Consider the following 24,079-nt stretch of genomic DNA (forward strand, 5'->3'; position numbering starts at 1 on the left):
TCTAATGTTTTTTTATGATCAATTGAGTTGCAATGTCATCAAACGCGATTTTTGTACCATTTATTACATTAGCTGTAAATTCAATTGTCTCAGTTAGGGTTTCGTTTTTAATGTAAGTTTCGTTAGTGCTGACAGCATCTTGTATAGTCGCGTTCTCTTGAAAAACGATTTCTATTTTATCAGTTACTTCGAGACCACTATCCTTACGAATATTCTGGATTCGATTTACAAGTTCTCTAGCTATTCCTTCTTTTTTAAGCTCTGGGGAAATTGTAATATCCAATGCTACAGTTAATGAACCCGAGTTTGCTACCAACCAGCCTTCAATATCTTGAGAGCTAATTTCTACATCATCGGTTCCTAATGTAATAATTTTATTGTTAATTTCTATATCAAATTTGCCTGTTTGTTCAAGAATTTTGATACTTTCTTGATCAAATGATTGTATTTTATTGGCAATCAACTTCATATCTTTTCCGAAGCGAGGACCCAAAGTTTTAAAATTGGGCTTGATTTGCTTTACTAAAATACCCGATGCATCATCCAGAAGCTCTATTTCTTTAATATTAACCTCACTTTTTACAAGATCGGCAATATCTTTGATCTCATTTTTTTCGTCTTCGTTAAGCACAGGAATCATCATTCGTTGCAATGGCTGGCGTACTTTTATCTTTTCTTTTTGTCGCAAAGAAAGTGCTAATGAGGTGATATTTTGCGCTTTTTGCATTTTATGTTCAAGGGCTTTATCAACAAATGCTTGATCATATACCGGGAAATTAGCCAAGTGAACACTTTCAAATTTTTCCTTTCGGGTTCCTGTAACCAAATCTTTATATAGTCTATCCATAAAAAACGGTGCTACGGGAGCCCCTAATTTGGCGACGGTAATCATACAGGTATACAAAGTTTGATATGCCGAGATCTTATCTTTTTGATAATCGCCTTTCCAGTATCTTCTTCTGCTTAATCGTACAAACCAGTTACTCAAGTATTCTTGTACAAATTCAGATATCGCCCTGGTTGCCTTGGTAGGCTCATAGTCATTATAGTATTCATCTACATTTTTAATTAATGTATGTAGTTCACTTAAAATCCAACGATCGATCTCAGGGCGTTCTTGTAAGGGAATATTATCTTCGGTATACGAGAAGTTATCGATATTGGCGTATAAAGTAAAGAACGAATACGTATTGTATAACGTACCAAAAAATTTACGGCGCACCTCTGCAATTCCTTCCGCATCAAATTTTAAATTATCCCAGGGATTGGCGTTACTGATCATATACCAACGGGTGGCATCTGGGCCATAAGCTTTCAAAGTTTCAAAAGGATCTACAGCATTACCGAGTCTTTTTGACATTTTTTGACCGTTCTTGTCTAATACTAAGCCGTTTGATACTACATTTTTGTAAGCAACATCGTCAAAAATCATAGTTGCGATAGCATGTAATGTATAGAACCATCCTCGAGTTTGATCAACCCCTTCAGCTATAAAATCAGCCTTAAAAGGACTTCCTCCTTTAGGAGATTCAGGGGGCATTTCAAAAGGATAATGCCATTGCGCATAGGGCATAGATCCAGAATCAAACCATACATCGATAAGGTCGCTTTCACGTTTCATAGGTTTTCCAGAAGGAGATACTAGGATAATTTGATCAACTATATTTTTATGAAGATCAACCTTTTCGTAGTTTTCTTCACTCATATCACCCACCACAAAGTCGGCAAAAACATCGGCTTCAAGAATTCCTGCTTCAACAGCTTTGGTCATTTCGGCTTTTAATTCTTCTACAGAACCGATAATTACCTCTTCTTTACCATCTTCTGTTCTCCAGATAGGTAGTGGGATGCCCCAGAAACGAGAACGAGATAGGTTCCAATCATTAGCATTGGCCAGCCAGTTTCCAAAACGTCCTTCTCCTGTTGCTTTTGGCTTCCAGTTGATACCTAAGTTCAATTCATGCATACGATCTTTAAAGTCGGTTACTTTTATGAACCAGGAGTCTAGCGGATAATACAAAACCGGTTTATCTGTACGCCAACAATTGGGGTAACTATGCACATATTTTTCGACTTTAAAGGCTTTGTTTTCTGTTTTGAGTTTAATTGCTATCTCAACGTCCACAGATTTTTCGGGAGCTGTACCTTCATCATAGTACTCGTTTTTTACGTATTTACCCCCTAAATCCCCGAGTTGTTTGATAAATTTTCCTTGCAAATCTACTGTAGGTACCAAGTTATCGTGTTCATCTTTTACGAGTAAAGCCGGAATTTCGGGTTTTGCCTGTTTTGCAACAAGAGCATCATCGGCACCAAATGTTGGAGAGGTATGAACGATACCTGTACCATCCTCGGTAGTTACAAAATCCCCGGCAATCACCCTAAATGCATTTTCAGGATGGTGATAGGGTTGCACATAATCGATAAGCTGTTCATATCGAATTTCGACCAAGTCTTTTCCTTTACATTCGGCTACGATATAATATGGTATTTTCTTATCTTTTTTGTCAAAATTGTCTACTTCAGTTTCAGTTTCGACCTGAGTAAATTTCCCGCTAAATTGTTTATCAACTAGATTTTTGGCCAAAATTACATAGATAGGCTCAAAAGTATATTGGTTGAAGGTTTTTACTAACACATAATCAATTTTTGGCCCTACAGTTAATGCTGTATTGGATGGCAGAGTCCACGGAGTGGTCGTCCATGCCAAAAAATAAGCTGCTTCGAATTCCTCAATGATATTCTCATCTAATGTAAAAGCCTTGGCTACAGAATTTGTAGTTCCCTCTTTGGGGGTTAGGGGGCTTTTAAACTGCGCTACCACAGTAGTATCGGTAACATCCTGATACGTCCCGGGCTGATTTAATTCGTGAGAACTCAATCCCGTACCAGCTTTTGGAGAATAGGGCTGAATGGTATATCCTTTGTATAGCCATCCTTTTTTATAGATTTGAGAAAGCAACCACCACACACTTTCCATGTATTTAGGTGTATAGGTAATATAAGGATCCTCCATATCTACCCAGTATCCTATTTTTTGGGTAAGGTCGTTCCAAATATCGGTATAGCGCATTACCGCTTTTTTGCAAGCTTCGTTATATGCTGAAATTGAAATTTTTTTACCAATATCTTCTTTGGTGATCCCTAATTCTTTTTCGACGCCAAGTTCTACCGGTAACCCGTGCGTATCCCATCCGGCTTTACGTTTTACCTGGTATCCCTTTTGGGTTTTGTATCGGCAAAAAATATCTTTAATTGCACGAGCCATAACATGATGAATACCCGGCAATCCATTTGCCGAAGGTGGTCCTTCGAAAAAGACATACGGTTCTGCTCCGCCACGTTCGGTAACACTTTTTTCAAAAATGTCATTTTGCTGCCAGAAATCCAGGATATCGTCGGCTATTTTTGGTAAGTCAAGTCCTTTATATTCAGGAAACTTAGTGCTCATTTGCTCGTTCTTTCTGAACTGATGTAAGCTTTTTTGATTTAGGCAGGACCTTCATTTTTCTAGCAAATTGAAAAAAGTTTATATCAGTTCTCTGTTAAGTTTGCGAAAATAAGGATTTTATTGAAAAAAGCACGAGCAAATAAAGTGCTTTTAGTACTTCAAAAACTTAGTATAAAGATCACAAATTATGCAGGCAAATGTAATACAATGCCACCAGAACCCACCAGATCAGATCTAGGAGCAGATGATACGGGGGTGCTATTATAGGACCTACTGGCTATAAAAGGGCTGTAGAAGTTAAAATTTTAAATTAAGGTTAGCAACTTAATATCGAATGAAAAATGTAAAAGTCTAAATATAAAATGTAAAAGTTGCTAGGCAGACCTTTATAATTACTACTGAAATAATTTCTAAAGTTAAAGTACGGAAGTTGAAAGTTGAATGAAATTTGAAACCTGAAACCTGAAACCTGAGAACTAAGACCTAAATTTTAACAGTTTGTACAGCGCACCGAGAGGGGTTGTTTGCTCACCAAGATGACATGTTGATGCACTGGGAGGGGTTGTTTGCTCACCGAGATACCTTATTTGTATACCTAGAGCGATTATTTGTTTGCCGAGACTATATGTTAGAACACTGAGAGGGGTTGTTCGCTCATCGAGATGACTTATTTGTACACCAAGAAGCGTTATTAACCTACCGAGATAATATATTTGTATACCGAGAAGGTTTGTTGGTTTACTGAGATCCTACCTTTTTTTGATTTTTTACTTGATACTTAATACTTTGTACTTTCACATTTCACATTTTGACTTTTCCATTTTTCAAGTTCATCATTCTGTATTCGAAATTCTACATTCAAAAACACCTCCCTAGCCCTCCTCAAGGAGGGAATTCTTTATGATTTTTTACTTAATACTTAATACTTAATACCTAATACTTTGTACTTTCACATTTTACATTTTGACTTTTCCATTTTTCAAGTTCATCATTCTGCATTCGAAATTCTACATTCAAAAACACCTCCCTAGCCCTCCTCAAGGAGGGAACGTACACTTTACTTTATACTTTGTACTTTGACCTTTTACATTTTACATTTTGACTTTTACATTTTTCAAGTTCATCATTCTGCATTCGAAATTCTACATTCAAAAACACCTCCCTAGCCCTCCTCAAGGAGGGAATTCTTTATGATTTTTTACTTGATACTTAGTACTTAATACTTAGTACGTAATACTTTGTACTTTCACATTTCACATTTTGACTTTTACATTTTTCACATTCATCATTCTGCATTCGATATTCGAAATTCTGCATTCAAAAAACACCTCCCTAGCCCTCCTCAAGGAGGGAACGTACACTTTACTTTATACTTTGTACTTTTACATTTTACATTTTACATTTTGACTTTTACATTTTTCAAGTTCATCATTCTGCATTCGATATTCGAAATTCTACATTCAAAAACACCTCCCTAGCCCTCCTCAAGGAGGGAACGTACACTTTACTTTATACTTTGTACTTTGACCTTTCACATTTCACATTTTGACTTTTACATTTTTCAAGTTCATCATTCTGCATTATAAATTCGAAATTCTACATTCAAAAACCCCTGGTAGCATACAAATTTTAGTATTTTTGAATTATGAAGGATAGCTTAGACATAGCTTTGATTCAATCGGATTTGGTTTGGGAGAATGCATCGAAAAACCGCGATATGTTTTCTGAAAAAATCAGGGCGATCACTACGTCTATTGATCTCATTATTTTACCAGAAATGTTCACTACGGGATTTACCATGAATGCGGTTGAGGTTTCTGAAATGATGAGTGGTGACACCGTGCAATGGTTGACTCAAATGGCTAAAGAAAAAAATTGTGCGATTGCAGGAAGCCTAAGTATTGCCGAAGAAGGGAAGTATTACAATCGACTTATTTTTATGCAACCCGATGGAGCATATGATACCTATGATAAACACCAGCTTTTTACCCTGGCCAGAGAGAATGAAGTATTTACTGCCGGACAAGAAGAAGTAATTGTTGAATATCTGGGTTGGAAAATCAAACTACAAATTTGTTATGACCTAAGATTTCCAGTATGGGCAAGAAATACCTGCGAATATGATGTGGTATTATATGTCGCAAGTTGGCCCAGGCCAAGAATTAACGCTTGGGATATTTTGCTACAGGCAAGGGCTATAGAAAATATGTGCTATTGTATTGGGGTTAATAGAGTGGGTACAGACGGGAAAGGATTCGAGTATAATGGGCACTCTGCCGTGTATGACGTTCTTGGGAATTCGATTTCAAAAGAAAACCCAGTAGAAAAAGAATATACACTATTAGCAACCTTAGAAAAATCACATATCTCTAGAGTGAGAGAAAAACTTCCATTTTTAAAAGATAGAGATCATTTTAAACTACTCTAAAATAAAGGTTTGTTTGAGTTCCCAATTCGCTCGTACATCTACTGCATCTGGGAAATATTTAATTTCTTCTGGCTGTATGCCTTTTAAAAAATTACCAGTGTCCCATTTTCCGTTTTTATTGATGTCCAGTATAACTCGTAGATAATACGTACCGGGATCTAAATACTCAAAAGTGAGCAACTCCTCTTTGGTTGAGAATTGTTCTCTGATTACTTCATCTTTTTCATTAGTAAGCTCTACAATGACCGGGTATTGCGGTACATTTTGTAATGTTAAGAAAATAGTTCCGTAGTCTGTAGCTTTTTTGGTTCTAAAATTAATACGAATCGAGTCATTTACATTACCAATAAAATCTTTGATGGCTTCAGGCAACATATTTAGTGTATACGAATTGCTTTCAGTTTTTTCGAATAGCAGTTGTGCTTCATTATTTTCTTTATCTAACATAATATTGAAGGGGACGGCTACCGTATCTTTATCGGTTAGCGTAACGAGTTCTTGATTGACACTGTCTATGGGCGTATTAGAATAGAGTACAAATTTTTCGTTTAAAGGCAATACCGATTGAAATTTTGTGGTGATTTGAAGCGAATCTTTATACTGATCCTTAAATCGAGTCACCAGGGTATCTCGATAATTTTCCGAATTCGTCACTTCAAAAATCAACGAATCTGCTTCGAAAAAAGGAGTAAACCAATAGTGTACGGTATCTTTTTCTTTATCTGGGAATAGTAAGGTTCTAAAATCATCAGGGGCATCACTTAACAACTTAATTTTCATACGATCAAGTTCCCCCTGGTATGGAAAAAAGAATTCATTTTTTGATGCTTGCTTCGGAAGCAAAGCTTTAAACTCTGGGATTTCTTTAAAAATATCAATAGTAAAAAAAGTCGCTGTATCTGCCGGTAAGGTTATAACTTCTTCATAGAAACCAATTTGATCTTGTTTGGGTTCATATAAATAATTTGAAGCTGCATCTTTAAGAGCAATCAATTTATAGGTTCCTTCTTTGAGGTTATAAAAATGAAATGCCGTGCTGTCCAGGGTGTTAGTAATGTATTGTGGAACCGTATTAAACACTAATGAATCGTTATAACTATCATTGATATCATACAATGCTACAGTTATATATGGATCTATCTTCTTCTGTATGGCATTATTTACATTTCCCTTGATCTGAAGCGAATCCAAAAAATCACCGGTAGAAAAAACATATCGAAAAAAAGGATATGCATTACCCTCGTTATTATCTTCTACGCTTTCCCCAAAATTGATACTATAGGTAGTATTTTGCAATAGGGTATCTTTAAACTTAATTTTGATATATTTACTAGCACTGCCTAACGGAGTAATCTCTGGTTTGGGATCCATAGGAGGCGAAATAATAATTTGTTTTTGAGCATCTTTTAATTTTACATACTCATCAAAGTAGATACGAATTTCATCTCTGTTAAAATTGGTAGAAAAATTAGGAGGAAAAGCCTTTACAAAAACAGGAGGTATTTCATCTTTTTCACCACCGGTTATAGATCCTTTCTTAGCGCAACTTACCACAAAAGCCAACACTAGTAAAGTAAGTACGACCGATTCTAATTTTTTATTCATATCAGCTTTAGCTATTTTGATCACAAAGAAACAATTATAATAAGTAAAAAAAAACCATAGTATCTATTCGAACCTATTTTTACTCGATAATCTGGATTTGAAATACTCATAAGGCGTATTTACCCTAAGATAGCTTTCTTTCTTTTTATGCTAGCAACCCATACAATAACGAATTCGGGTATTAAAAATTTTATAAGAGTCTTAGGCTGTCACTGCCATCGTCGCCACACTAATCTTAACATTGGGAATTGAGCTTAAAAGTTCTATGCAAGATTCTATAGTGGCTCCGGTGGTGATAATGTCATCTACTACTAATATATGTTTGTTTTCAAGTAAAGACGTATTTTGAAGGTCAAATGTTTCAGAGGTATTCGCCCACCTGGTACTTTTATTGTGTTTTGATTGTTTTTTATGATACGTATTTTTTTTGAGCACGGTATCTATATACGCTGTTTTTAATTTTTTAGCAATTTCTTTTCCAAATTTTTCTACTTGATTATATCCCCGTTCTCGAAGCCTCTTTTTGTGTAATGGTACAGGGATGACAGCATCAATTTCATGATAATTCTTATTGGTATACAACTTTTCACCCAACCATTTTCCCAGTTCTTCTCCAATTTCTTCTCTTCCTTTGTACTTTAAATTATGAATAAGGTTTTGCACCAAACTTCCTTTCTCAAATATGAACAGCGATGCTGCATTTTCGATTTTGACACGACCATAAAATACTTTTTCAATTTTTTTTGCGTTTATGGTATGGAAATTACCTAAAGGTAGCTCGTGTCTACAAGTAGTGCACAGCAATTTTTCATTTCTGTATAGAGCGTTATTACAAGCAGCGCAATGTATAGGATAGAATAAATAGGCTAAGTCTCTTAGCATTTTATTAGGGAGATTACCGTTAATTATTATATTTTAGCTATAAGAAATAACCATCAAAATTAGAAATTTATTAATTATGACAACTCAAAACAATAATTTAACCCTTAAAATCCTAATCGGAGTACTGGGGGCGCTGTTGCTAATTTTAGGTATTTTCACCTATAAATTTTACAACGAAGAGAAGCAAAATAAAGCAATTTTGCAACAAGAAAAAGATCTAATTGAAAGCGAATTAGGAGAATTGATCACCAAATACGACAATGCTATTGCTCTTAACGAAGTAATGGACGACCATTTACTTAAAGCCAAAGAGCGTATCGTGGTATTGTTGGATAGTGTGAAAGATAATGACGCCAATCTCGCACTTATTTCAAGATACCGAAGAGAGGTAGGAAAGCTAAAGAAAGAGCGCGAACGATTATTTAAATTGGCCGACAGTCTTACTGTAGCAAATACTCAACTATCTACAGATCTTGATAGTACATCTACAGCTTTGAATGAACGTATTATTTTATCTGACTCGCTACAGACTCAGAACGAAAAATTGGCAGAGATTGTAGAACGAGGTTCTGCCCTTACAGCGGCAAATATCAAAGCTGAAGGCGTGAGAGTACGTAACAGCGGTAAAATTTCTAGTTCTTCGAAGGCTAGCAGAGCCGAAAAAGTAAGAGTATGTTTTACATTATCACCTAATAAGTTGACTGAAAAAGGAGATAAAGAACTTTTTGTACAGGTTATCAATCCAGAAAATAATCTAATTGGTGATAAAGTATCTGTAAATTTTGATGATGCCGTACTTACGTATAGTGGTCGAAACAAAGTATTTTATGAAAATGATGCCTTAGATGTTTGTGTTTTGGTAGACACAACTGAAGGTGAATTGGTTAAAGGAAACTACGTAGTAAACCTGTTCTCTGGACCAAGAATGATTTCTAATACACAATTTGAATTGAAATAATTCATCATAAAACAGCAAAAACCACTATGTTTTTTATAAATGTAGTGGTTTTTTTATGCTTTTTTCAGAAATTATTTTTGTAGCGTGTAAATTAGATAAATTCGATTATTTTTGCGACATGGCAAAGCAAGAAGATACATTTAAAAAGGTGATCGCTCATGCAAAAGAGTATGGGTATATTTTTGGTTCTAGTGAAATTTATGATGGATTAAGCGCCGTATATGATTATGGTCAAAATGGGGCAGAATTAAAAAAGAATATACGAGAATATTGGTGGAAAAGTATGGTCTACATGCATCAAAATATTGTTGGTCTAGACGCTGCCATATTTATGCATCCTACTACATGGAAAGCATCGGGGCATGTTGATGCGTTTAATGATCCTCTTATCGACAATAAAGATTCCAAAAAGAGATATAGAGCCGATGTTTTGGTCGAGGATTTTAGAGAAAAAATCAATCAGAAAATTGAAAAAGATATTACCAAAGCAAATAAACGTTTTGGAGATGCTTTTAATGAAGACGAATTTAGAAGTACCAATGCCAACGTACTTCGCCGTCAAAAAGAAATTGACAAAATTACTATCGAACTCACTAGAGTTCAAGAAGAAAATGATCTTGCAGGATTTAAAACCTTAATAGAAGATCTTGGCATAGGGTGTCCAGAATCTGGCTCTAAAAACTGGACCGATGTTCGCCAATTTAATCTTATGTTCGGGACCAAAGTGGGAGCTTCTTCAGATTCTGCCACAGATTTATATTTGCGTCCTGAGACCGCCCAGGGAATTTTTGTAAACTTTCTTAATGTTCAAAAAACCGGGCGTATGAAAATACCTTTTGGTATAGCACAAACAGGAAAAGCGTTTAGGAATGAAATCGTAGCCCGCCAGTTTATCTTTAGAATGCGCGAGTTTGAACAAATGGAAATGCAATTTTTTGTAAGACCGGGAGATGAAATGAAATGGTATGACTATTGGAAAGACACGCGCTTAAAATGGCATCTTTCTTTAGGTTTAGGTGCAGAAAAGTATCGTTTTCATGATCACGATAAATTAGCACATTATGCCAATGCTGCCGCAGATATAGAATTTAACTTTCCCTTTGGCTTCAAAGAACTAGAGGGGATACATTCTAGAACCGATTTCGACCTTAAAGCCCACGAAGAATATTCTGGAAAAAAATTGCAGTTTTTTGATCCCGAATTAAAAGAAAGTTATGTGCCTTATGTGGTAGAAACATCGGTAGGACTAGATCGAATGTTTCTGGCTGTGTTTTCTGCCGCACTTCAAGAAGAAACATTAGAAGACGGTAGTAGCAGAGTTGTTTTGAAGTTGCCCGCAGTAGTAGCTCCAGTAAAAGCAGCCATTCTTCCCTTAGTTAAAAAAGACGGATTGCCAGAAATAGCACAACAGATTGTCGATGACCTTAAATGGAAATTCAACATCATCTATGACGAAAAAGATGCTATAGGACGCCGATACAGAAGACAAGATGCTAATGGTACACCTTTTTGCATTACTGTAGATCATGATACAGTTAATGATCAAACGGTTACGATAAGAGATAGAGATACGATGGAGCAGCATCGGGTACCTATTTCAGAGTTGAAAGCCATCATTTCGCAAAAAACCGATGCAGAACATTGGTTGACTTTATAAGACTTTGGCGTACAGTCTACTATTTGGCGATACAATTATATCGAATTACACAACGCTGATGATCTTATTTTTGAAGTTTAATTGTATTTTAGTCCTGTTATTATTCGTTTTAATACTAGAATATATATGCTGTGGAAAAAGATTTGGGTAATCGCGATGTTTTTTGTCATCACATTAGGATATGCTCAAGATAAGAAAATGGCTCGTCCTACCCTTGTAACTACAGCCGTAGACGTAAAAGAAGTATTGCCTTTACACTCAAGAAAACTTATTGCTGCAAAACCAAGGTCGGGCAAAGTGAATCCAAAAAGCTGGAGTGCTAGTAAAGTAGTACCGGGTAAAGGATTACCAAAAGGGCAGGATCCCTTGATTTCTAAACAAAAAAGCACCTATCGTGCAAAGAAAAGTAAAGCACCCTCATTAGTCTTTCAATCGGCGAGTACACGTTTAGATCCCTCTGATCCTACAGGAGCTGTCGGACCCAATCATTATGTAAGTGCTCTAAATTCAGAGTTTGCTATACATGATAAAAGAGGAAACCTTTTACTTGGTCCAAGTTCATTAGCAAATATTTGGGAGGATGAACGATTGGGCGATCCGATTGTATTTTATGATAATTTTGCAGATCGATTTGTAATTACTCAATTTGATGGCACACCCAACTCATCAACAGATCCCGACAATGGGTTCTTAATTGCAGTAAGCCAGGGTCCTGACCCTGTAAATGACGGTTGGTATACATTTAGATTTAGAACAGGAAATACATTTCCAGACTATCCCAAGTTTTCAGTCTGGTCAGATGGATATTATATCACAACTAATAAAGATCAAGGTACACAAACCGAAAGCGAAGTGATCTATGTGATAGAGCGAGACAAAATCTTGTCAGGAGATCAAAATGCCCGAATGATTGGTTTTCCGCTACCTGGATCTAGTATTAACGGATTTTATAGCCCTGCTTCTTTTAATGCCATAGGTACTACGCCTCCTCCTTTAGGTAACGCAAAGATAATTTATATGCAAGATGATGCATGGGCCGGCGTAGATCAGGATATCTTAAAATTATGGACGATTTCTATGAATTGGCTTAACCCAAATCAATCTACAATACAAGAAGCTGAAGAACTATCGGTAACTCCTTTTGACGGAGTTTTTGATGGAGCTTTCTTTAACAATTTACCTCAGCCTGATGGGGGTATTAGTTTGGATGCACAGCAGGCTGTAATTATGCATGCCACCAATTACAGAAGATTTTGTAACTACAACTCGGTAGTCCTTAATTTTGCCGTAGATATTGATGACCGACAAGATTCTGATAATGTCGCCGGCATCAGGTGGTATGAATTGAGACAAACTGGCGATAATCAGCCTTGGACCATTTATCAAGAAGGAACATACACCTCTACAGACGGGAAAAGTGCCTGGTGCGGTAGTATGGCTATGGATATACATGGCAATATTGGTATGGCGTATACTACTATGGGTACTACTTCGAATGGTGCTACCCAAGATAGTTATGCCTCTATACGATATACAGGTAGATTGGCAGATGATCCTCTAGGGGTGATGACTTTTGCTGAAGAAACTATCGTCGAAGGGACTGGAATAAACGACTCAAATCGCTATGGGGACTATGCCCATATGACTGTTGACCCTATAGATGATAAAACGTTTTGGCATACTGCAGAGTATTTTGAAAATGAAAACACAGATGCCAAAAATATAGTTGGAGTGTTTACTATTGCTGAAGATACGACCAGCGATGTGGGTGTCGTGCGTATTGATTCCCCTGCAAATGCTGTTTTAACAAATTCAGAAACGATAACGATTGCTATAAAGAACTTTGGTACTTCGGTACAAACTGATATTCCTGTGAGTTATACTGTAGAGGGTAATAGCCCTGTTACCGAAATAGTGCCAGGACCTGTTAATGCAGGAGAGACAATAGTATTTTCCTTCAGCACTGTTACAGATTTAACTTCAGAACGATCGTATATCATCACAGCAGAAACCAATCTTTCAGGAGACACTATGCCTGAAAATGATTGTACCTCACGAGAGATTAAAAACTTACTTGCTAATGATGTAGGGGTCACCAATTTGATTTCGCTTGCATCGGGTGTACAGTTTTCTTCAGCAGAAGAAATTACCATTACTCTTTTTAATTACGGCGGTGTATCACAGACTAATATTCCTGTTTTTTATTCCATTAATGGTGAAACTACGGTTAACGAGGTCTTTACAGGTACACTAGCATCACAGCAATCGGCAACCTATACATTTACGACCGCAGCCAATTTACAAGACTTAGGAACATATACAATAGCGTTGGGAACTTTACTTACAACCGATGAAGATACCACAAACGATAGTATAGAAAGGAATTTTGAAAATTTGCTTTGCAGACCAACATCAAACTGTGCACGATTTGGAGATGGTATAACGTATTTTCAATTGGCTAATGTGACCAATTTCCCCATCAATTGTAACACCGGATACGAAGATTTTACTGATCATACGCCCATACAGCTTACCAGAGCAACTCCATATACGTTGACAGTTAGATCTGGTTTTGCAGATGATAACGAATCAGAGCGATTTTCTTTCTGGATAGATGTTAATGACAATAATATATTCGAAAATACCGAATTGATTCTCAACAATCAGGTCATTACCGAAATTAATACAGATCAGACCTATACCTTTACTTTAGACGATAATACTGCGTTAGGATCTCATTTATGTAGAATTAGGGGAGGCGATGTTAATTCTAATGAAGAAGGAGCGTTATTAAATGATACTTGCGGTTCGATGTTGTTCGGAACTACTCATGACTACACAGTCGAAGTTTTGGATAGGCCTATAGGACCCGACCCAAATGTAGCTACACGTCTTATAGTAGTAAGTCAACCTAATAATCAATTTATCATCACTAAGACAGATCCCGACGGTCCTGTAGAAGAACGAATTTATATTTTTAATCTGCTAGGTCAAATTGTAGCTTCTAATCTTGTAAAAAAAGATGGAAACAATACATTTACCTACGAATTGGATATGTCTTTTGCAAGATCTGGGATTTACTTTGCCCGATTGGGAAATAGCAAAAATAATGTTGCAGGATTTGGAGTGCTCTAAGAGGTATATTAAATCCGCTTTAAGCATTAGAAAATCTATTACGGCTTTAAACTGCTGCAAAACCAAGCACTACGTTGTATTTTTAAGTTTCACCGTAGCGATGCTATGCTGAAACTTAGAAAACACTTGGTTTTATGACATTTTCAACCCTCATAACGAAATTCTAATGCATAAACCGGGTTAAAAACGCTCATGAACTGCAGTAATAGATACCGGGCGTGCCTCTTTGCATCGGTTGGGCATTCTCAAACTCGAAAATTTTACCCAGACTTTTGAAAACTGCTGGCCTTTATTAGAGAACTTATCAAGATTCATAGGATCAAGCGTATCTTTAGACCCTTCGATTGTGAGGATATAAGGGCATTCCTTTGTTTTACCAGCGGTAATAGTACCCTTGCTAAAGCCTTTCTCTTTCATTTCTTTTTCTTGATTTTCGTCGATCTTGGCCATAGATGTATTCATTGTTTTTGTTTCTTGTAAAGATGCACAGGTGTATAGACTAAACGCAGCTACTAAATAAACGATCCTAAACATAATTAAAATGAATTGCAGTTGTTGTTATAAAGATATAGGTTTTATTTTTACCAAAATTTCAAATGTATATCCTATGAAAATCATTTCCTATAACGTAAACGGAATCAGAGCAGCAATCAATAAAGGATTTTTAGAGTGGTTGCAACAGGCAGATCCAGATGTAATTTGTCTTCAGGAAATAAAAGCTAACGAAGATCAACTAGATCTTAACAAATTCGCAGCAGCAGGATATCCGTACAACTATTGGTATAGCGCACAAAAAAAAGGATATAGCGGAGTAGCAATTTTATCAAAAAATGCTCCCAATCATATCGAATACGGCACCGGTATCGAATATATGGATCAGGAAGGGCGCAATGTAAGAGCCGACTTTAACGAAGTATCTATTATGAGTCTTTACTTGCCTAGCGGTACCAATATCAATCGTTTAGAGCATAAGTTGAAGTTTATGGCCGATTTTCAAACGTATATTGATTCGCTAAAGCAACAGTATCCTAATCTGGTTATCCTTGGAGACTATAATATCTGTCACCAGGCGATTGATATACATGATCCTGTGCGTAATAAAAATGTATCTGGTTTTTTACCGGTAGAACGCGAATGGATCAGTAATTTTATCGATAGCGGATTTATTGATTCTTTCAGACATTTTAACAAAGAACCGCATCACTATTCATGGTGGAGTTATCGGGCCAATGCCAGGGCAAATAATAAAGGATGGCGTTTGGATTACGGAATGGTAGCACAACCCCTACAAGATAAATTGAAAAGAGCCGTTATTCTATCAGAGGCAAAACATAGTGATCATTGCCCCATTGTTGTTGAATTAGACCTGTAACGGTTCCATTTTCGGTTGCCAGCAGCTAACGAAGGAACTTCAATCGTCTGGAACTACTTAAAATCAATGCAAAAACAGCATTTTTTTAGCAAATCGAAAAAAGTTTAAACGAGTTCACTACCTAAAAACCCTATAAAATGAGTAAACACATTGTATTTATGATTGTCGCAGCCGTACTTACCACTTCTTGTGTAACGTCTAAAGTATACAAAGATCTTGAAGGTAAGTACGCCAGTTTGAAACGGAAAAATCGTAAGATGGAAGACCAGTTTGCCGAATTGGAAAAGCAAAACAATACGAATAAAAAATCGCTAAACGAGCGTACGGCGCAGTATGAAAAAGTTAAGGCAGAAAGAGATGAGCTACAGCGCAATTACGACGCTGCACAGGCCAATTATGAAAACCTAAAAAGATCGTATGATGCTTTAGAAAAAAATAGTTCTGCTGCTATAGCTGCCAATAGTAAAAAGAACAGAGAGTTATTATCACAATTAGAAGAAAAGGAACGAGTACTGGCACAAGAGCGCACCCGCCTGGATAAATTACAGCGGGATTTAGAGGCGCGCTCCCAAAGAGTTGATGAATTAGAAGGATTAATCGCTGCCAAAGATGCCAAAATGCAAAAGTTGAAATCGGCAATTTCTAAAGCCTTACGAAACTTTGAAGGCAAAGGTCTTACCGTAGAAGAGCGCAACGGAAAGGTATATATTTCTATGGAAAACAAATTATTGTTCGAATCGGGCAGCTGGGCTGTAGGAGCGCAAGGTCGAAAAGCTGTTAAACAATTGGGAAAAGTTTTGGCTGAAAATCCAGACATTGCCGTTTTGATCGAAGGGCATACCGATGATGATCCGTATACAGGTAATACACAATTATCTGGGAATTGGGATTTATCTACCAAAAGAGCTACGGCTATTGTTACTATTTTGGTAGAAAACAAACGAATCGATCCACAAAATCTAACTGCTGCGGGCAGGGGAGAATTTGCCCCGGTAGCAGGTAATGACACCAGCCAGGGTAAAAGCAAAAACAGGCGAATCGAAGTGATACTAACCCCAAAACTGGACGAAATTTCTAAATTGCTAAACGATATCTAATTTTGGAGTGAGATGTAAAAAAATAGCGGCCTTTTGGCCGCTGTTTTTATATCATAGAAGAGGACTTCGTTATTGGAATAGACTATCCAAAATTTTGGATACATCAGCATCTTGATTTTCTGCCAGGGTAGTCTTTAATTCTAAAAGTTTAGCTTGAAAAGTTTCAATCACGCGTTCAGCATTCATTTTATCTAATTGAATGCTTCTTCCGGTAGTGGTTAACAAAGAATATTGATAATGATTTAAATGTTTTGGCTTTGACTTATCTAATTTTTTCTGTACCGATACCGTTCCTTTGCCTGTAATTATAGAAATCACATTACCTGCGGCAGTTACTTTATCTGTTTGCTCGCCAAGATCTGTAGCAAGAGAATATACTCGATCAAAAACCTCGGTAAGTTTTGTCCAATCCTCCTGAGCCTGAACTGAGAATCCTGCACCTAGCACGAATAAAAGTAGAAATAATTTTTTCATAATGTTTGGGTGTTAAAAAATGTATTAAAAGTTTATAGGTTAATGAAATTGGTTACTTAACGCATAAATTCTTATTTTTATTGTTAAAATAACCTTAATTATTTGCGTCAAAATAGACATTATATTTCACAAAAACCAAAAAGTATGCCACGAATTTAATAAAGAAAAATAAAAACCTTAGATATGTTAAAGAAAAAGGAATGAAAATAAAGGCTATACGTAACAAAATGACGTTGTGAAACGTTTATACTACCCCAATTAATTTTAAACTATCAAACAAATGAAGAAGCTATCCATTTTTTTACTAGTAGTACTTGCCGTGTTTAGAGGCATAAGCCAGGAAAGTGAAGAAGAGTACCCATACGAAGAAGAAACACAAAGTGAAGAGGAAGTACAGGAAGAGGATGATGTACAAGATGAAGAGAATGCTAATTATTTTGACCTGTATAACTATTTTAGTTTTACCAATGATGAATATGCCAATGCTACCGATAAGGTAAATGAAATGTATCCTGAAGAGCAAGACATCCTGAATACATTTGTACTAGAGGTTCAAAAGGACGAGGTACTAAAAGACCGCTTATTTGGAGAGTTGATAGCAAAGCCTAATAAAAAAAATCCGTACAAAGGTAAAGACAGCCCTGGGTTTATGTGCGTCTTAAAAGGTCTTATAGAAAACAAAACTGTTTATGACGAAATTGTAAGTAAAGGGGTCTCTGAAGGTGAAGCTCGAAACGTAGCGGCGCTTGCTGAAAGAACGATTCGCAGAAAATGCGGTATCTCTAAAAAAGCGAATGATGAGGAGAATTAGATACAAACAAAGCAAATAGTAACCAAAAAAGAGCCTCATACAAGAGACTCTTTTCCATCAAATAGGGTCAAGTCAGTCATTTCCCTATCATAAAATCACACCAATCCTCGTCTAGCAATTGAGCACATGGTCTATATTATAAGTATGTAAGAAAAAATCGTTCCGAATATAACCATTTATTTAAATAATTGATTATCAGTCATTTTAAAATACAGGCTATCATATAATTGTAGATAAAACACTAATCGCTGTAGAGATTGTACTCATTTTCGTGTACCCGGCTTTGTGATTAATTATGATAATTTTTACATAAGATCATAGGATAGTTTCTACTTTTGAAGCCATTAACCCGAAAACCGCTTAGAGATTTAGGATATGAAATACACTACCCTACCTAATACCGATATTAAAGTAAGCAAAATATGCTTAGGCACGATGACCTGGGGAGAGCAGAATACAGAAGATGAAGCTCATCAACAACTAGACTATGCTATAGCACAAGGCGTAAATTTTATTGATACGGCCGAATTGTATTCGGTTCCTGCTAAGAAAGAAACACAAGGCAGCACCGAAAGGATTATAGGTACCTGGCTAAAAAAAACAGGAAAACGCGACGATGTAGTTATTGCTACCAAAATCGTAGGTCCCCGAGAATTTGTGAAACATATTCGAACGGGTGGATTTACCAAAGCCGAATTTGAAGATGCTATCCATAAAAGCTTACAACGCTTACAAACAGAATATATAGATCTTTATCAGTTACACTGGCCCGAACGTACTACTAATTTTTTTGGGGTACGAGGGTATCAGCATGATGAAACTGAAAAATGGCAAGATAACTTTGATAGCGTACTAAGTTACCTTCAAGATTTTGTAAAACAAGGAAAAATCGGGCAAATCGGGGTTTCTAATGAAACTGCCTACGGTGTGATGCGTTATGTGGAAGAAGCTCGAAAAGGTGCTCCTAAGATGATTACCGTGCAAAATCCATACAATTTGCTAAATCGTAAAGATGAAATAGGACTTACCGAAGTATTGCACCGCGAAAATGTGGGTCATTTACCGTATTCTCCTCTTGGTTTCGGACAACTTACAGGTAAGTATCTTGAGGATACTCCAAAAAATGCTAGAGTAACCTTGTTTCCGCAGTTTGCGCGCTATCATAACGAGAATTCATTTAAAGCCACAAGAGCCTATAACGAAATTGCTAAAAAGTATGATCTAAGTCTAACCCAGATGGCACTAGCTTTTGTTAATGATCGTCCTTTTGTAACGAGTAACATTATAGGCGCTACAACTTTGGAACAACTTAAAGAAAACATCAATAGTATTGATATTACTTTGTCTGATGAAATTTTGAAAGAAATTGAAGCTGTGCATGAGGATATTCCTAATCCGGCACCATAAATTATCCAAAGAGATACTCAACCACGTCTTCAATTTTGGCCACCAGCTGTATGTTGATCTGGGTATTTTGTAATGCTATTTTATTGTATTTTGAAACAAAAATGGTAGCGAAACCTAATTTTTCTGCTTCCTGTATACGTTGTTCCACTTTGGTCACAGGTCTTATTTCTCCCGCAAGACCTACTTCTGCAGCAAAACAAAAATCTTTTGGAATCGGAATGTCTTCGCTAGAAGATAATATAGAAGCTACAACAGCCAGATCGATAGCGGGATCATCGACTGATATCCCCCCAGTAATATTCAAAAAAACATCTTTTGCCCCTAACCGGAAGCCTGCTCTTTTCTCTAACACAGCCAGGATCATATGAAGTCGTTTTAAATTATATCCTGTAGCACTGCGTTGAGGTGTGCCATATACTGCAGTACTTACCAACGCCTGAATTTCTATCATCAAAGGCCGCATACCCTCTAGTGTTGAGGCTATAGCAGTACCACTTAATTCTTCGTCTTTTTTAGAAATGAGTATTTCGCTGGGGTTATTCACTTCGCGCAAACCGCTGCCTTGCATTTCGTAGATGCCAAGCTCGGACGTTGAGCCAAAACGATTTTTAAGCGCTCGCAAAATGCGGTACACATGATTGCGATCACCTTCAAACTGCAACACTGTATCTACCATATGTTCCAAAATTTTAGGACCTGCAATGGTACCATCTTTGGTAATATGGCCGATCAAAATAACCGGAGTTGCTGTTTCTTTAGCAAACTTGATGAGTTCTGTTGTACATTCTTTAATTTGAGATATACTTCCGGCACTGCTTTCTATGTAGTCGCTGTGCAACGTTTGGATAGAATCTATCACCACAATATCGGGTACGACCGCCTCGATTTGCCTAAAGATATTTTGAGTTTTGGTTTCGGTTAGAATGAAACAATTATCAGTTTTAGATCGAATACGCTCTGCTCGCATTTTGATTTGCTTCTGGCTTTCTTCACCTGAAACATACAAAGTCTTGTAAGGTAATCTAAGGCTTACTTGCAACAAAAGCGTACTTTTACCAATACCAGGCTCACCACCTAGCAAAGTTAGTGAGCCAGGCACCAATCCACCACCCAATACTCTATTCAACTCAAGATCATCGGTATTAAATCGGGACTCCTGGCGCGTATCAATTTGTGAAATTTTTAAAGGTTTGGCAACCCTAGATGCATTTGGGCCGGATAATTCACTTTTCCAGTCTTTTTTTTCGGCTTTTTGAACTACTTCTTCTACAATAGTATTCCATTCTTTACATGACGTGCATTGCCCTTGCCATTTGGCATATTGCGCCCCGCAGTTCTGACAGAAAAATACAGTCTTCGTTTTAGCCATGAATTATGGAGTGAGGTATAAAAAAGCGTGTATTACCACCCAAAATCATCCTTAATTTTATTCACCTTATCCAACATGTAATCTTTAGTTAGAAAAGCAACTTCTTCAAGCTGAAAACCATTTTCATAAGATCTCATGGCTTTTTTTGGCTCTCCTGTTTGTTCATAAAACATAGCGAGAAAGTAGTGACCTAACATCGTTTCAGGATATTCTTTGATAGCTAATTTACCCAAAGGTTCTAATTCTTCCCATTTTTTATTCTTTATCATAGCCGTTGAAACCGCAACAAAGTCATTTACGCGTATTTTTCTTTTAATACCATACAATTTTTCGGTAGTACGGTACATGTCTACTAAGTAGTCATATGTCGATGTTTCTAAAGGTAGCAAAACCTCTTTATACGTTTTTTTACTAATAGGGCGATACATTTGAAATAAAGCTTCAAGAGCTTTTGGGATTCCTCTTCCTACCAGTGTATAGTGAGAAGATTCGTCGAAATCATCAAAAAAATAGTGCATGTCTGGATTTTCTACGGCTTGCATTTTCTCATCGAGATTTCGCACTTCGGTTTTTATACTTTCAGCATCATTGGTTGCTGTAGCCAAATAGTACCAAATATCTGTAGAAGATGCTAATTTACTTGAGATACGATCTGCCATAGGTGGCGCTAGTTCGGGACTTAAACAGATATAACCCTGAAAGATTGGATTATCTTTAAACAAAAAATAGTTGATAAAATTTGCGGTGTAATCATGACCTACTATAATCTTCAATTGTGCGGTTCGATACGTTTCGTTAAGGTAAGGTAAAAGTTCTTGACCAATGAATTCAAAAAACTCTGCCCCTTTCAACGTTGGTAAAAATTCGGCTTCGTCGTATTGAACGTCGTTTTCTCTTGTTTTTCTTTGATTAATACCCACTACAATCGATTCGGGCATATCCTCCCAATACGAAAAATAATCTACATTTCCGGCTACGGGCTCAAATAGATAATCACCATCTAATACAAGGATAAGAGGATAGGTCTTGTCGACATTTTTCTTGTAATTGCGGGGGAGTTGAATTTTTAGCTCTCTACTTTGATCCAATTTAATGGATCTAAACGATTCATAAATAGCCTGACTATAAGTTGTAATTACAAACAAGCAAGCAATTACAAAAACTATATTTTTTTTCATAAGTATGCTAGGATTAAGGTTAAGCTAGGAGCAATATATAAATAATTTACCTATTTTTCGCGGTTTAGAATAGGTAGAAATAAAAAGGATAGCGCACCAATCAAGATATTTACTGCGGTTTGCGACCCCCATAATATCCAGCCAAAAGCTTCGCCAGCCGGTTGATCAATATCAAATACAAGTAAAATGGCAGCGATTGCCAATGGAAATGCACCAATACCACCATTGGTTGTAGACATAGCAATAGAACCAGCAACAAATGTGGCTAGAATGGGACCGATGGTAAGTGATGCGGTTTCAGGAACAGTAAATTTGACAACATAAAACATGGCGACATACAGAATCCAGATGAGTAGTGTATGCATAATAAAAGCAACTTTTTGCCTGATTTTTGAAATACTTTGTATGCCTTCTAAAATCCCGTATCCAAAATCCCTAATTTTGACTAAAAAAGAGTGTTGGGTGGTTTTTAAGATTTTCAGAAATAGCACTCCTCCGATAAGTAAAACGATAAGGGCGCTGAGCATATAAAATTTTCCGGTGATGTTTTCTTTGAAGTAAAAAAACAGGTCTTCAGATTGAAAAAGTAAAGTAAGACCGATGATGAGTAAGAGCATAATTAAATCGATGACCCTTTCTGAAATTATGGTACCCAGTGCTTTTTTAAAGGGTATATGCTCATAGGTCGAAATTGTACCCGCCCGTAAAACTTCACCAGACCTTGGAATTCCTAAATTAGCCAAATATCCTGCCATTACTGCCATAAAGCAATTAGAAAGCTTTGCAGAATATCCCAAGGGCTGTAATAAAAAATTCCACCGGTAGGCTCTAGACAAGTGAGAGGTAATTCCCATAACGATAGAAAGAATAATCCATTTAGGATCTGCTTGGTACACATATTGAAATGTTTTTTGACGTTCTTCTGGGGAAGCAGATGCTATAGAGTACCAAATTAAAAAAACTCCCAATGCTAGTGGGAGTATGATTTTTATAATTTTTATGAGTCTAGAATGCAACTACGGCTATTTTAATAAGTTATTTTCCTCATTCGGAAAAAGAAGCTTGGGTTTGAAATTTTTGGCAGCTTCGATTTCCATCATTGCATACGTTATTAAAATGAGCACGTCGCCTTTTGCTACTTTTCTAGCAGCAGCACCATTAAGGGTTATTTCGCCGCTATTTCTTGGTCCGGGAATAGCGTAAGTTTCCAAGCGTTCACCGTTGTTGTTATTTACAATCTGTACTTTTTCACCTTCAATAATATTGGCAGCATCCATTAAGTCTTCGTCAATAGTAATGCTTCCGATATAATTTAGATCGGCTCCGGTAACTTTAACGCGATGAATTTTTGATTTTACTACGTGTACAAACATGTTACAAAGTTAGTTATTTTTAGTTTAGGGCAATGTTATCAATAAGTCTTATTTCACCAGCAAACACAGCAATAAAAGCTCTATATTTAATGTTTTCCTTTTTTTGTTCGACTGATTTTAGATCTGATGTTTTGGCAATTTCAAAATATTCCAATTCTAATGTTGCGTTATGTTCAAATTGCTCGAAAACCCAATGCTTTAATTCTATAACACTTTTTGTGCCAAATTTTTTTTTCACTTGTACTAAAGTTTTGTAGATCAGAGGAGAAGCTTTTAATTGCTCATTATTAAGTCTTTTATTTCGCGAACTTAACGCCAATCCGCTTTCTTCTCTAAAAATAGGGCAACCTATAATCTGCACTGACATTTTTTCAATGTCAACTAATTTTTTTACAATTTGTAATTGCTGAAAATCCTTTTCTCCAAAATAGGCTCGGGTTGGTTTCACAATTTCGAAAAAATGCTTTAGTACAGTACCTACTCCGTCAAAATGACCCGGTCTAAATTTACCTTCCATCTCATGTTCCAAACCTCCAAAATCATAATGAAGAGATGTGATGTCACTTGGATACACTTCTTTTACATCTGGAGTAAATACAAGTATATGAGTAGAAACCTCTTGTAAAAGCATAATATCTGCATCTAGTGTACGAGGGTAATTCACTAAATCTTCAGTAGTATTAAATTGTGTTGGATTAATAAAAATACTAACCACAACTACTTCATTTTCTTTAACTGCACGGTTTACCAGTTCGATATGTCCTTGGTGTAAAGCCCCCATAGTAGGTACAAAACCAATAGTCCTTTGTGCTTCCAAATAAGGTGCAACAGCAGCAACTATATCTCGTCTTTTTTTATATACATACATGAGCCTAAACTTAA

General features: G+C 36.5%; 19 protein-coding genes. 9 read left to right on the forward strand and 10 right to left on the reverse strand.

Features of this window, described 5'->3' with window-relative positions:
- Position 1: 1 nt before the first annotated feature.
- Positions 2-3,451 carry an isoleucine--tRNA ligase gene (gene ileS, locus J8281_RS03900; protein WP_210196282.1) on the reverse strand — a complete coding sequence of 1,150 codons (3,450 nt, stop codon included), beginning with the start codon at positions 3,449-3,451 and terminating at the stop codon, positions 2-4.
- Positions 3,452-3,571: 120 nt separating this feature from the next.
- On the opposite strand from ileS, the gene J8281_RS03905 reads away from it, so the two are divergent.
- Positions 3,572-3,718, forward strand: coding sequence for a hypothetical protein (locus J8281_RS03905; RefSeq protein ID WP_210196283.1), 147 nt, complete (start codon positions 3,572-3,574; stop codon positions 3,716-3,718).
- Positions 3,719-5,096: 1,378 nt separating this feature from the next.
- Positions 5,097-5,879 (forward strand): amidohydrolase, encoded by a 783-nt coding sequence (locus J8281_RS03910; protein WP_210196284.1) that lies wholly within the window; start codon positions 5,097-5,099, stop codon positions 5,877-5,879.
- On the opposite strand, the gene J8281_RS03915 is transcribed toward J8281_RS03910, so the two are convergent.
- A complete protein-coding gene (locus J8281_RS03915; protein ID WP_210196285.1) occupies positions 5,871-7,484 on the reverse strand; it encodes an Ig-like domain-containing protein in 1,614 nt (537 codons plus the stop codon). The two genes, J8281_RS03910 and J8281_RS03915, sit on opposite strands and share 9 nt — an antisense overlap.
- Positions 7,485-7,685: 201 nt before the next feature.
- Entirely contained in the window at positions 7,686-8,366 is a 681-nt protein-coding gene (locus J8281_RS03920; protein WP_210196286.1) for a ComF family protein, read from the reverse strand.
- 76 nt (positions 8,367-8,442) lie between these two features.
- Here J8281_RS03920 and J8281_RS03925 point away from each other — a divergent pair, with 76 nt between their 5' ends.
- From J8281_RS03925 to J8281_RS03935, 3 genes are all read left to right on the forward strand, one after another.
- Positions 8,443-9,324, forward strand: a complete 882-nt coding sequence (locus tag J8281_RS03925) for a hypothetical protein (RefSeq protein ID WP_210196287.1) — start codon at positions 8,443-8,445, stop codon at positions 9,322-9,324.
- A gap of 118 nt (positions 9,325-9,442) precedes the next feature.
- On the forward strand, positions 9,443-10,981 hold the full coding sequence (locus tag J8281_RS03930; RefSeq protein WP_210196499.1) for a glycine--tRNA ligase: 1,539 nt from the start codon (positions 9,443-9,445) through the stop codon (positions 10,979-10,981).
- A 126-nt stretch (positions 10,982-11,107) separates the two neighbouring features.
- Positions 11,108-14,116 (forward strand): GEVED domain-containing protein, encoded by a 3,009-nt coding sequence (locus tag J8281_RS03935; RefSeq protein WP_210196288.1) that lies wholly within the window; start codon positions 11,108-11,110, stop codon positions 14,114-14,116.
- A 180-nt stretch (positions 14,117-14,296) separates the two neighbouring features.
- Here J8281_RS03935 and J8281_RS03940 read toward each other — a convergent pair whose 3' ends face one another.
- Entirely contained in the window at positions 14,297-14,578 is a 282-nt protein-coding gene (locus J8281_RS03940; protein ID WP_210196289.1) for a hypothetical protein, read from the reverse strand.
- A 145-nt stretch (positions 14,579-14,723) separates the two neighbouring features.
- Between J8281_RS03940 and J8281_RS03945 the strand changes: the two genes are divergently transcribed.
- The gene (locus tag J8281_RS03945; RefSeq protein WP_210196290.1) at positions 14,724-15,488 is read left to right on the forward strand and encodes an exodeoxyribonuclease III; all 765 of its coding nucleotides are present in this window, start codon (positions 14,724-14,726) and stop codon (positions 15,486-15,488) included.
- A gap of 137 nt (positions 15,489-15,625) precedes the next feature.
- Positions 15,626-16,585 (forward strand): OmpA family protein, encoded by a 960-nt coding sequence (locus J8281_RS03950; RefSeq protein ID WP_210196291.1) that lies wholly within the window; start codon positions 15,626-15,628, stop codon positions 16,583-16,585.
- Between the two features lie 69 nt (positions 16,586-16,654).
- Here the strand turns inward: J8281_RS03950 and J8281_RS03955 are convergent, their stop codons facing one another.
- Complete coding sequence (locus J8281_RS03955; protein WP_210196292.1) at positions 16,655-17,059, reverse strand: hypothetical protein; 405 nt, start codon at positions 17,057-17,059, stop codon at positions 16,655-16,657.
- A 280-nt stretch (positions 17,060-17,339) separates the two neighbouring features.
- Here J8281_RS03955 and J8281_RS03960 point away from each other — a divergent pair, with 280 nt between their 5' ends.
- Together J8281_RS03960 and J8281_RS03965 are read left to right on the forward strand one after the other, a co-directional pair.
- On the forward strand, positions 17,340-17,870 hold the full coding sequence (locus J8281_RS03960) for a hypothetical protein (RefSeq protein ID WP_210196293.1): 531 nt from the start codon (positions 17,340-17,342) through the stop codon (positions 17,868-17,870).
- A gap of 375 nt (positions 17,871-18,245) precedes the next feature.
- A complete protein-coding gene (locus J8281_RS03965; RefSeq protein ID WP_210196294.1) occupies positions 18,246-19,277 on the forward strand; it encodes an aldo/keto reductase in 1,032 nt (343 codons plus the stop codon).
- Position 19,278: 1 nt separating this feature from the next.
- Here the strand turns inward: J8281_RS03965 and radA are convergent, their stop codons facing one another.
- Genes radA through panC form a run of 5 tightly spaced genes read right to left on the reverse strand, consistent with a single transcriptional unit; the run spans position 19,279 to position 24,065 of the window.
- On the reverse strand, positions 19,279-20,646 hold the full coding sequence (radA, locus tag J8281_RS03970; protein ID WP_210196295.1) for a DNA repair protein RadA: 1,368 nt from the start codon (positions 20,644-20,646) through the stop codon (positions 19,279-19,281).
- A 32-nt stretch (positions 20,647-20,678) separates the two neighbouring features.
- Positions 20,679-21,824, reverse strand: coding sequence for an alpha/beta hydrolase (locus J8281_RS03975; RefSeq protein ID WP_210196296.1), 1,146 nt, complete (start codon positions 21,822-21,824; stop codon positions 20,679-20,681).
- A gap of 50 nt (positions 21,825-21,874) precedes the next feature.
- On the reverse strand, positions 21,875-22,840 hold the full coding sequence (locus J8281_RS03980; protein ID WP_210196297.1) for a lysylphosphatidylglycerol synthase transmembrane domain-containing protein: 966 nt from the start codon (positions 22,838-22,840) through the stop codon (positions 21,875-21,877).
- Between the two features lie 6 nt (positions 22,841-22,846).
- Positions 22,847-23,197: an aspartate 1-decarboxylase gene (gene panD, locus J8281_RS03985; RefSeq protein WP_210196298.1), complete on the reverse strand. Its 351-nt coding sequence runs from the start codon at positions 23,195-23,197 to the stop codon at positions 22,847-22,849.
- 19 nt (positions 23,198-23,216) lie between these two features.
- Complete coding sequence (gene panC, locus J8281_RS03990) at positions 23,217-24,065, reverse strand: pantoate--beta-alanine ligase (RefSeq protein ID WP_210196299.1); 849 nt, start codon at positions 24,063-24,065, stop codon at positions 23,217-23,219.
- Between the last annotated feature and the right edge of the window lie 14 nt (positions 24,066-24,079).

The organism is Aquimarina sp. U1-2, from assembly GCF_017897595.1.
In the GTDB taxonomy this organism is placed as follows: Bacteria; Bacteroidota; Bacteroidia; order Flavobacteriales; family Flavobacteriaceae; genus Aquimarina.

What these genes read in the sequence shown, in the direction of transcription:
- ileS (WP_210196282.1), bottom strand. Translation starts at nt 3,451, where the DNA reads ATGAGCACTAAGTTTCCTGAATATAAAGGACTTGACTTACCAAAAATA.
- J8281_RS03910 (WP_210196284.1), top strand. Translation starts at nt 5,097, where the DNA reads ATGAAGGATAGCTTAGACATAGCTTTGATTCAATCGGATTTGGTTTGG.
- J8281_RS03915 (WP_210196285.1), bottom strand. Translation starts at nt 7,484, where the DNA reads ATGAATAAAAAATTAGAATCGGTCGTACTTACTTTACTAGTGTTGGCT.
- J8281_RS03920 (WP_210196286.1), bottom strand. Translation starts at nt 8,366, where the DNA reads ATGCTAAGAGACTTAGCCTATTTATTCTATCCTATACATTGCGCTGCT.
- J8281_RS03925 (WP_210196287.1), top strand. Translation starts at nt 8,443, where the DNA reads ATGACAACTCAAAACAATAATTTAACCCTTAAAATCCTAATCGGAGTA.
- J8281_RS03930 (WP_210196499.1), top strand. Translation starts at nt 9,443, where the DNA reads ATGGCAAAGCAAGAAGATACATTTAAAAAGGTGATCGCTCATGCAAAA.
- J8281_RS03935 (WP_210196288.1), top strand. Translation starts at nt 11,108, where the DNA reads ATGCTGTGGAAAAAGATTTGGGTAATCGCGATGTTTTTTGTCATCACA.
- J8281_RS03940 (WP_210196289.1), bottom strand. Translation starts at nt 14,578, where the DNA reads ATGAATACATCTATGGCCAAGATCGACGAAAATCAAGAAAAAGAAATG.
- J8281_RS03945 (WP_210196290.1), top strand. Translation starts at nt 14,724, where the DNA reads ATGAAAATCATTTCCTATAACGTAAACGGAATCAGAGCAGCAATCAAT.
- J8281_RS03950 (WP_210196291.1), top strand. Translation starts at nt 15,626, where the DNA reads ATGAGTAAACACATTGTATTTATGATTGTCGCAGCCGTACTTACCACT.
- J8281_RS03955 (WP_210196292.1), bottom strand. Translation starts at nt 17,059, where the DNA reads ATGAAAAAATTATTTCTACTTTTATTCGTGCTAGGTGCAGGATTCTCA.
- J8281_RS03960 (WP_210196293.1), top strand. Translation starts at nt 17,340, where the DNA reads ATGAAGAAGCTATCCATTTTTTTACTAGTAGTACTTGCCGTGTTTAGA.
- J8281_RS03965 (WP_210196294.1), top strand. Translation starts at nt 18,246, where the DNA reads ATGAAATACACTACCCTACCTAATACCGATATTAAAGTAAGCAAAATA.
- radA (WP_210196295.1), bottom strand. Translation starts at nt 20,646, where the DNA reads ATGGCTAAAACGAAGACTGTATTTTTCTGTCAGAACTGCGGGGCGCAA.
- J8281_RS03975 (WP_210196296.1), bottom strand. Translation starts at nt 21,824, where the DNA reads ATGAAAAAAAATATAGTTTTTGTAATTGCTTGCTTGTTTGTAATTACA.
- panD (WP_210196298.1), bottom strand. Translation starts at nt 23,197, where the DNA reads ATGTTTGTACACGTAGTAAAATCAAAAATTCATCGCGTTAAAGTTACC.
- panC (WP_210196299.1), bottom strand. Translation starts at nt 24,065, where the DNA reads ATGTATGTATATAAAAAAAGACGAGATATAGTTGCTGCTGTTGCACCT.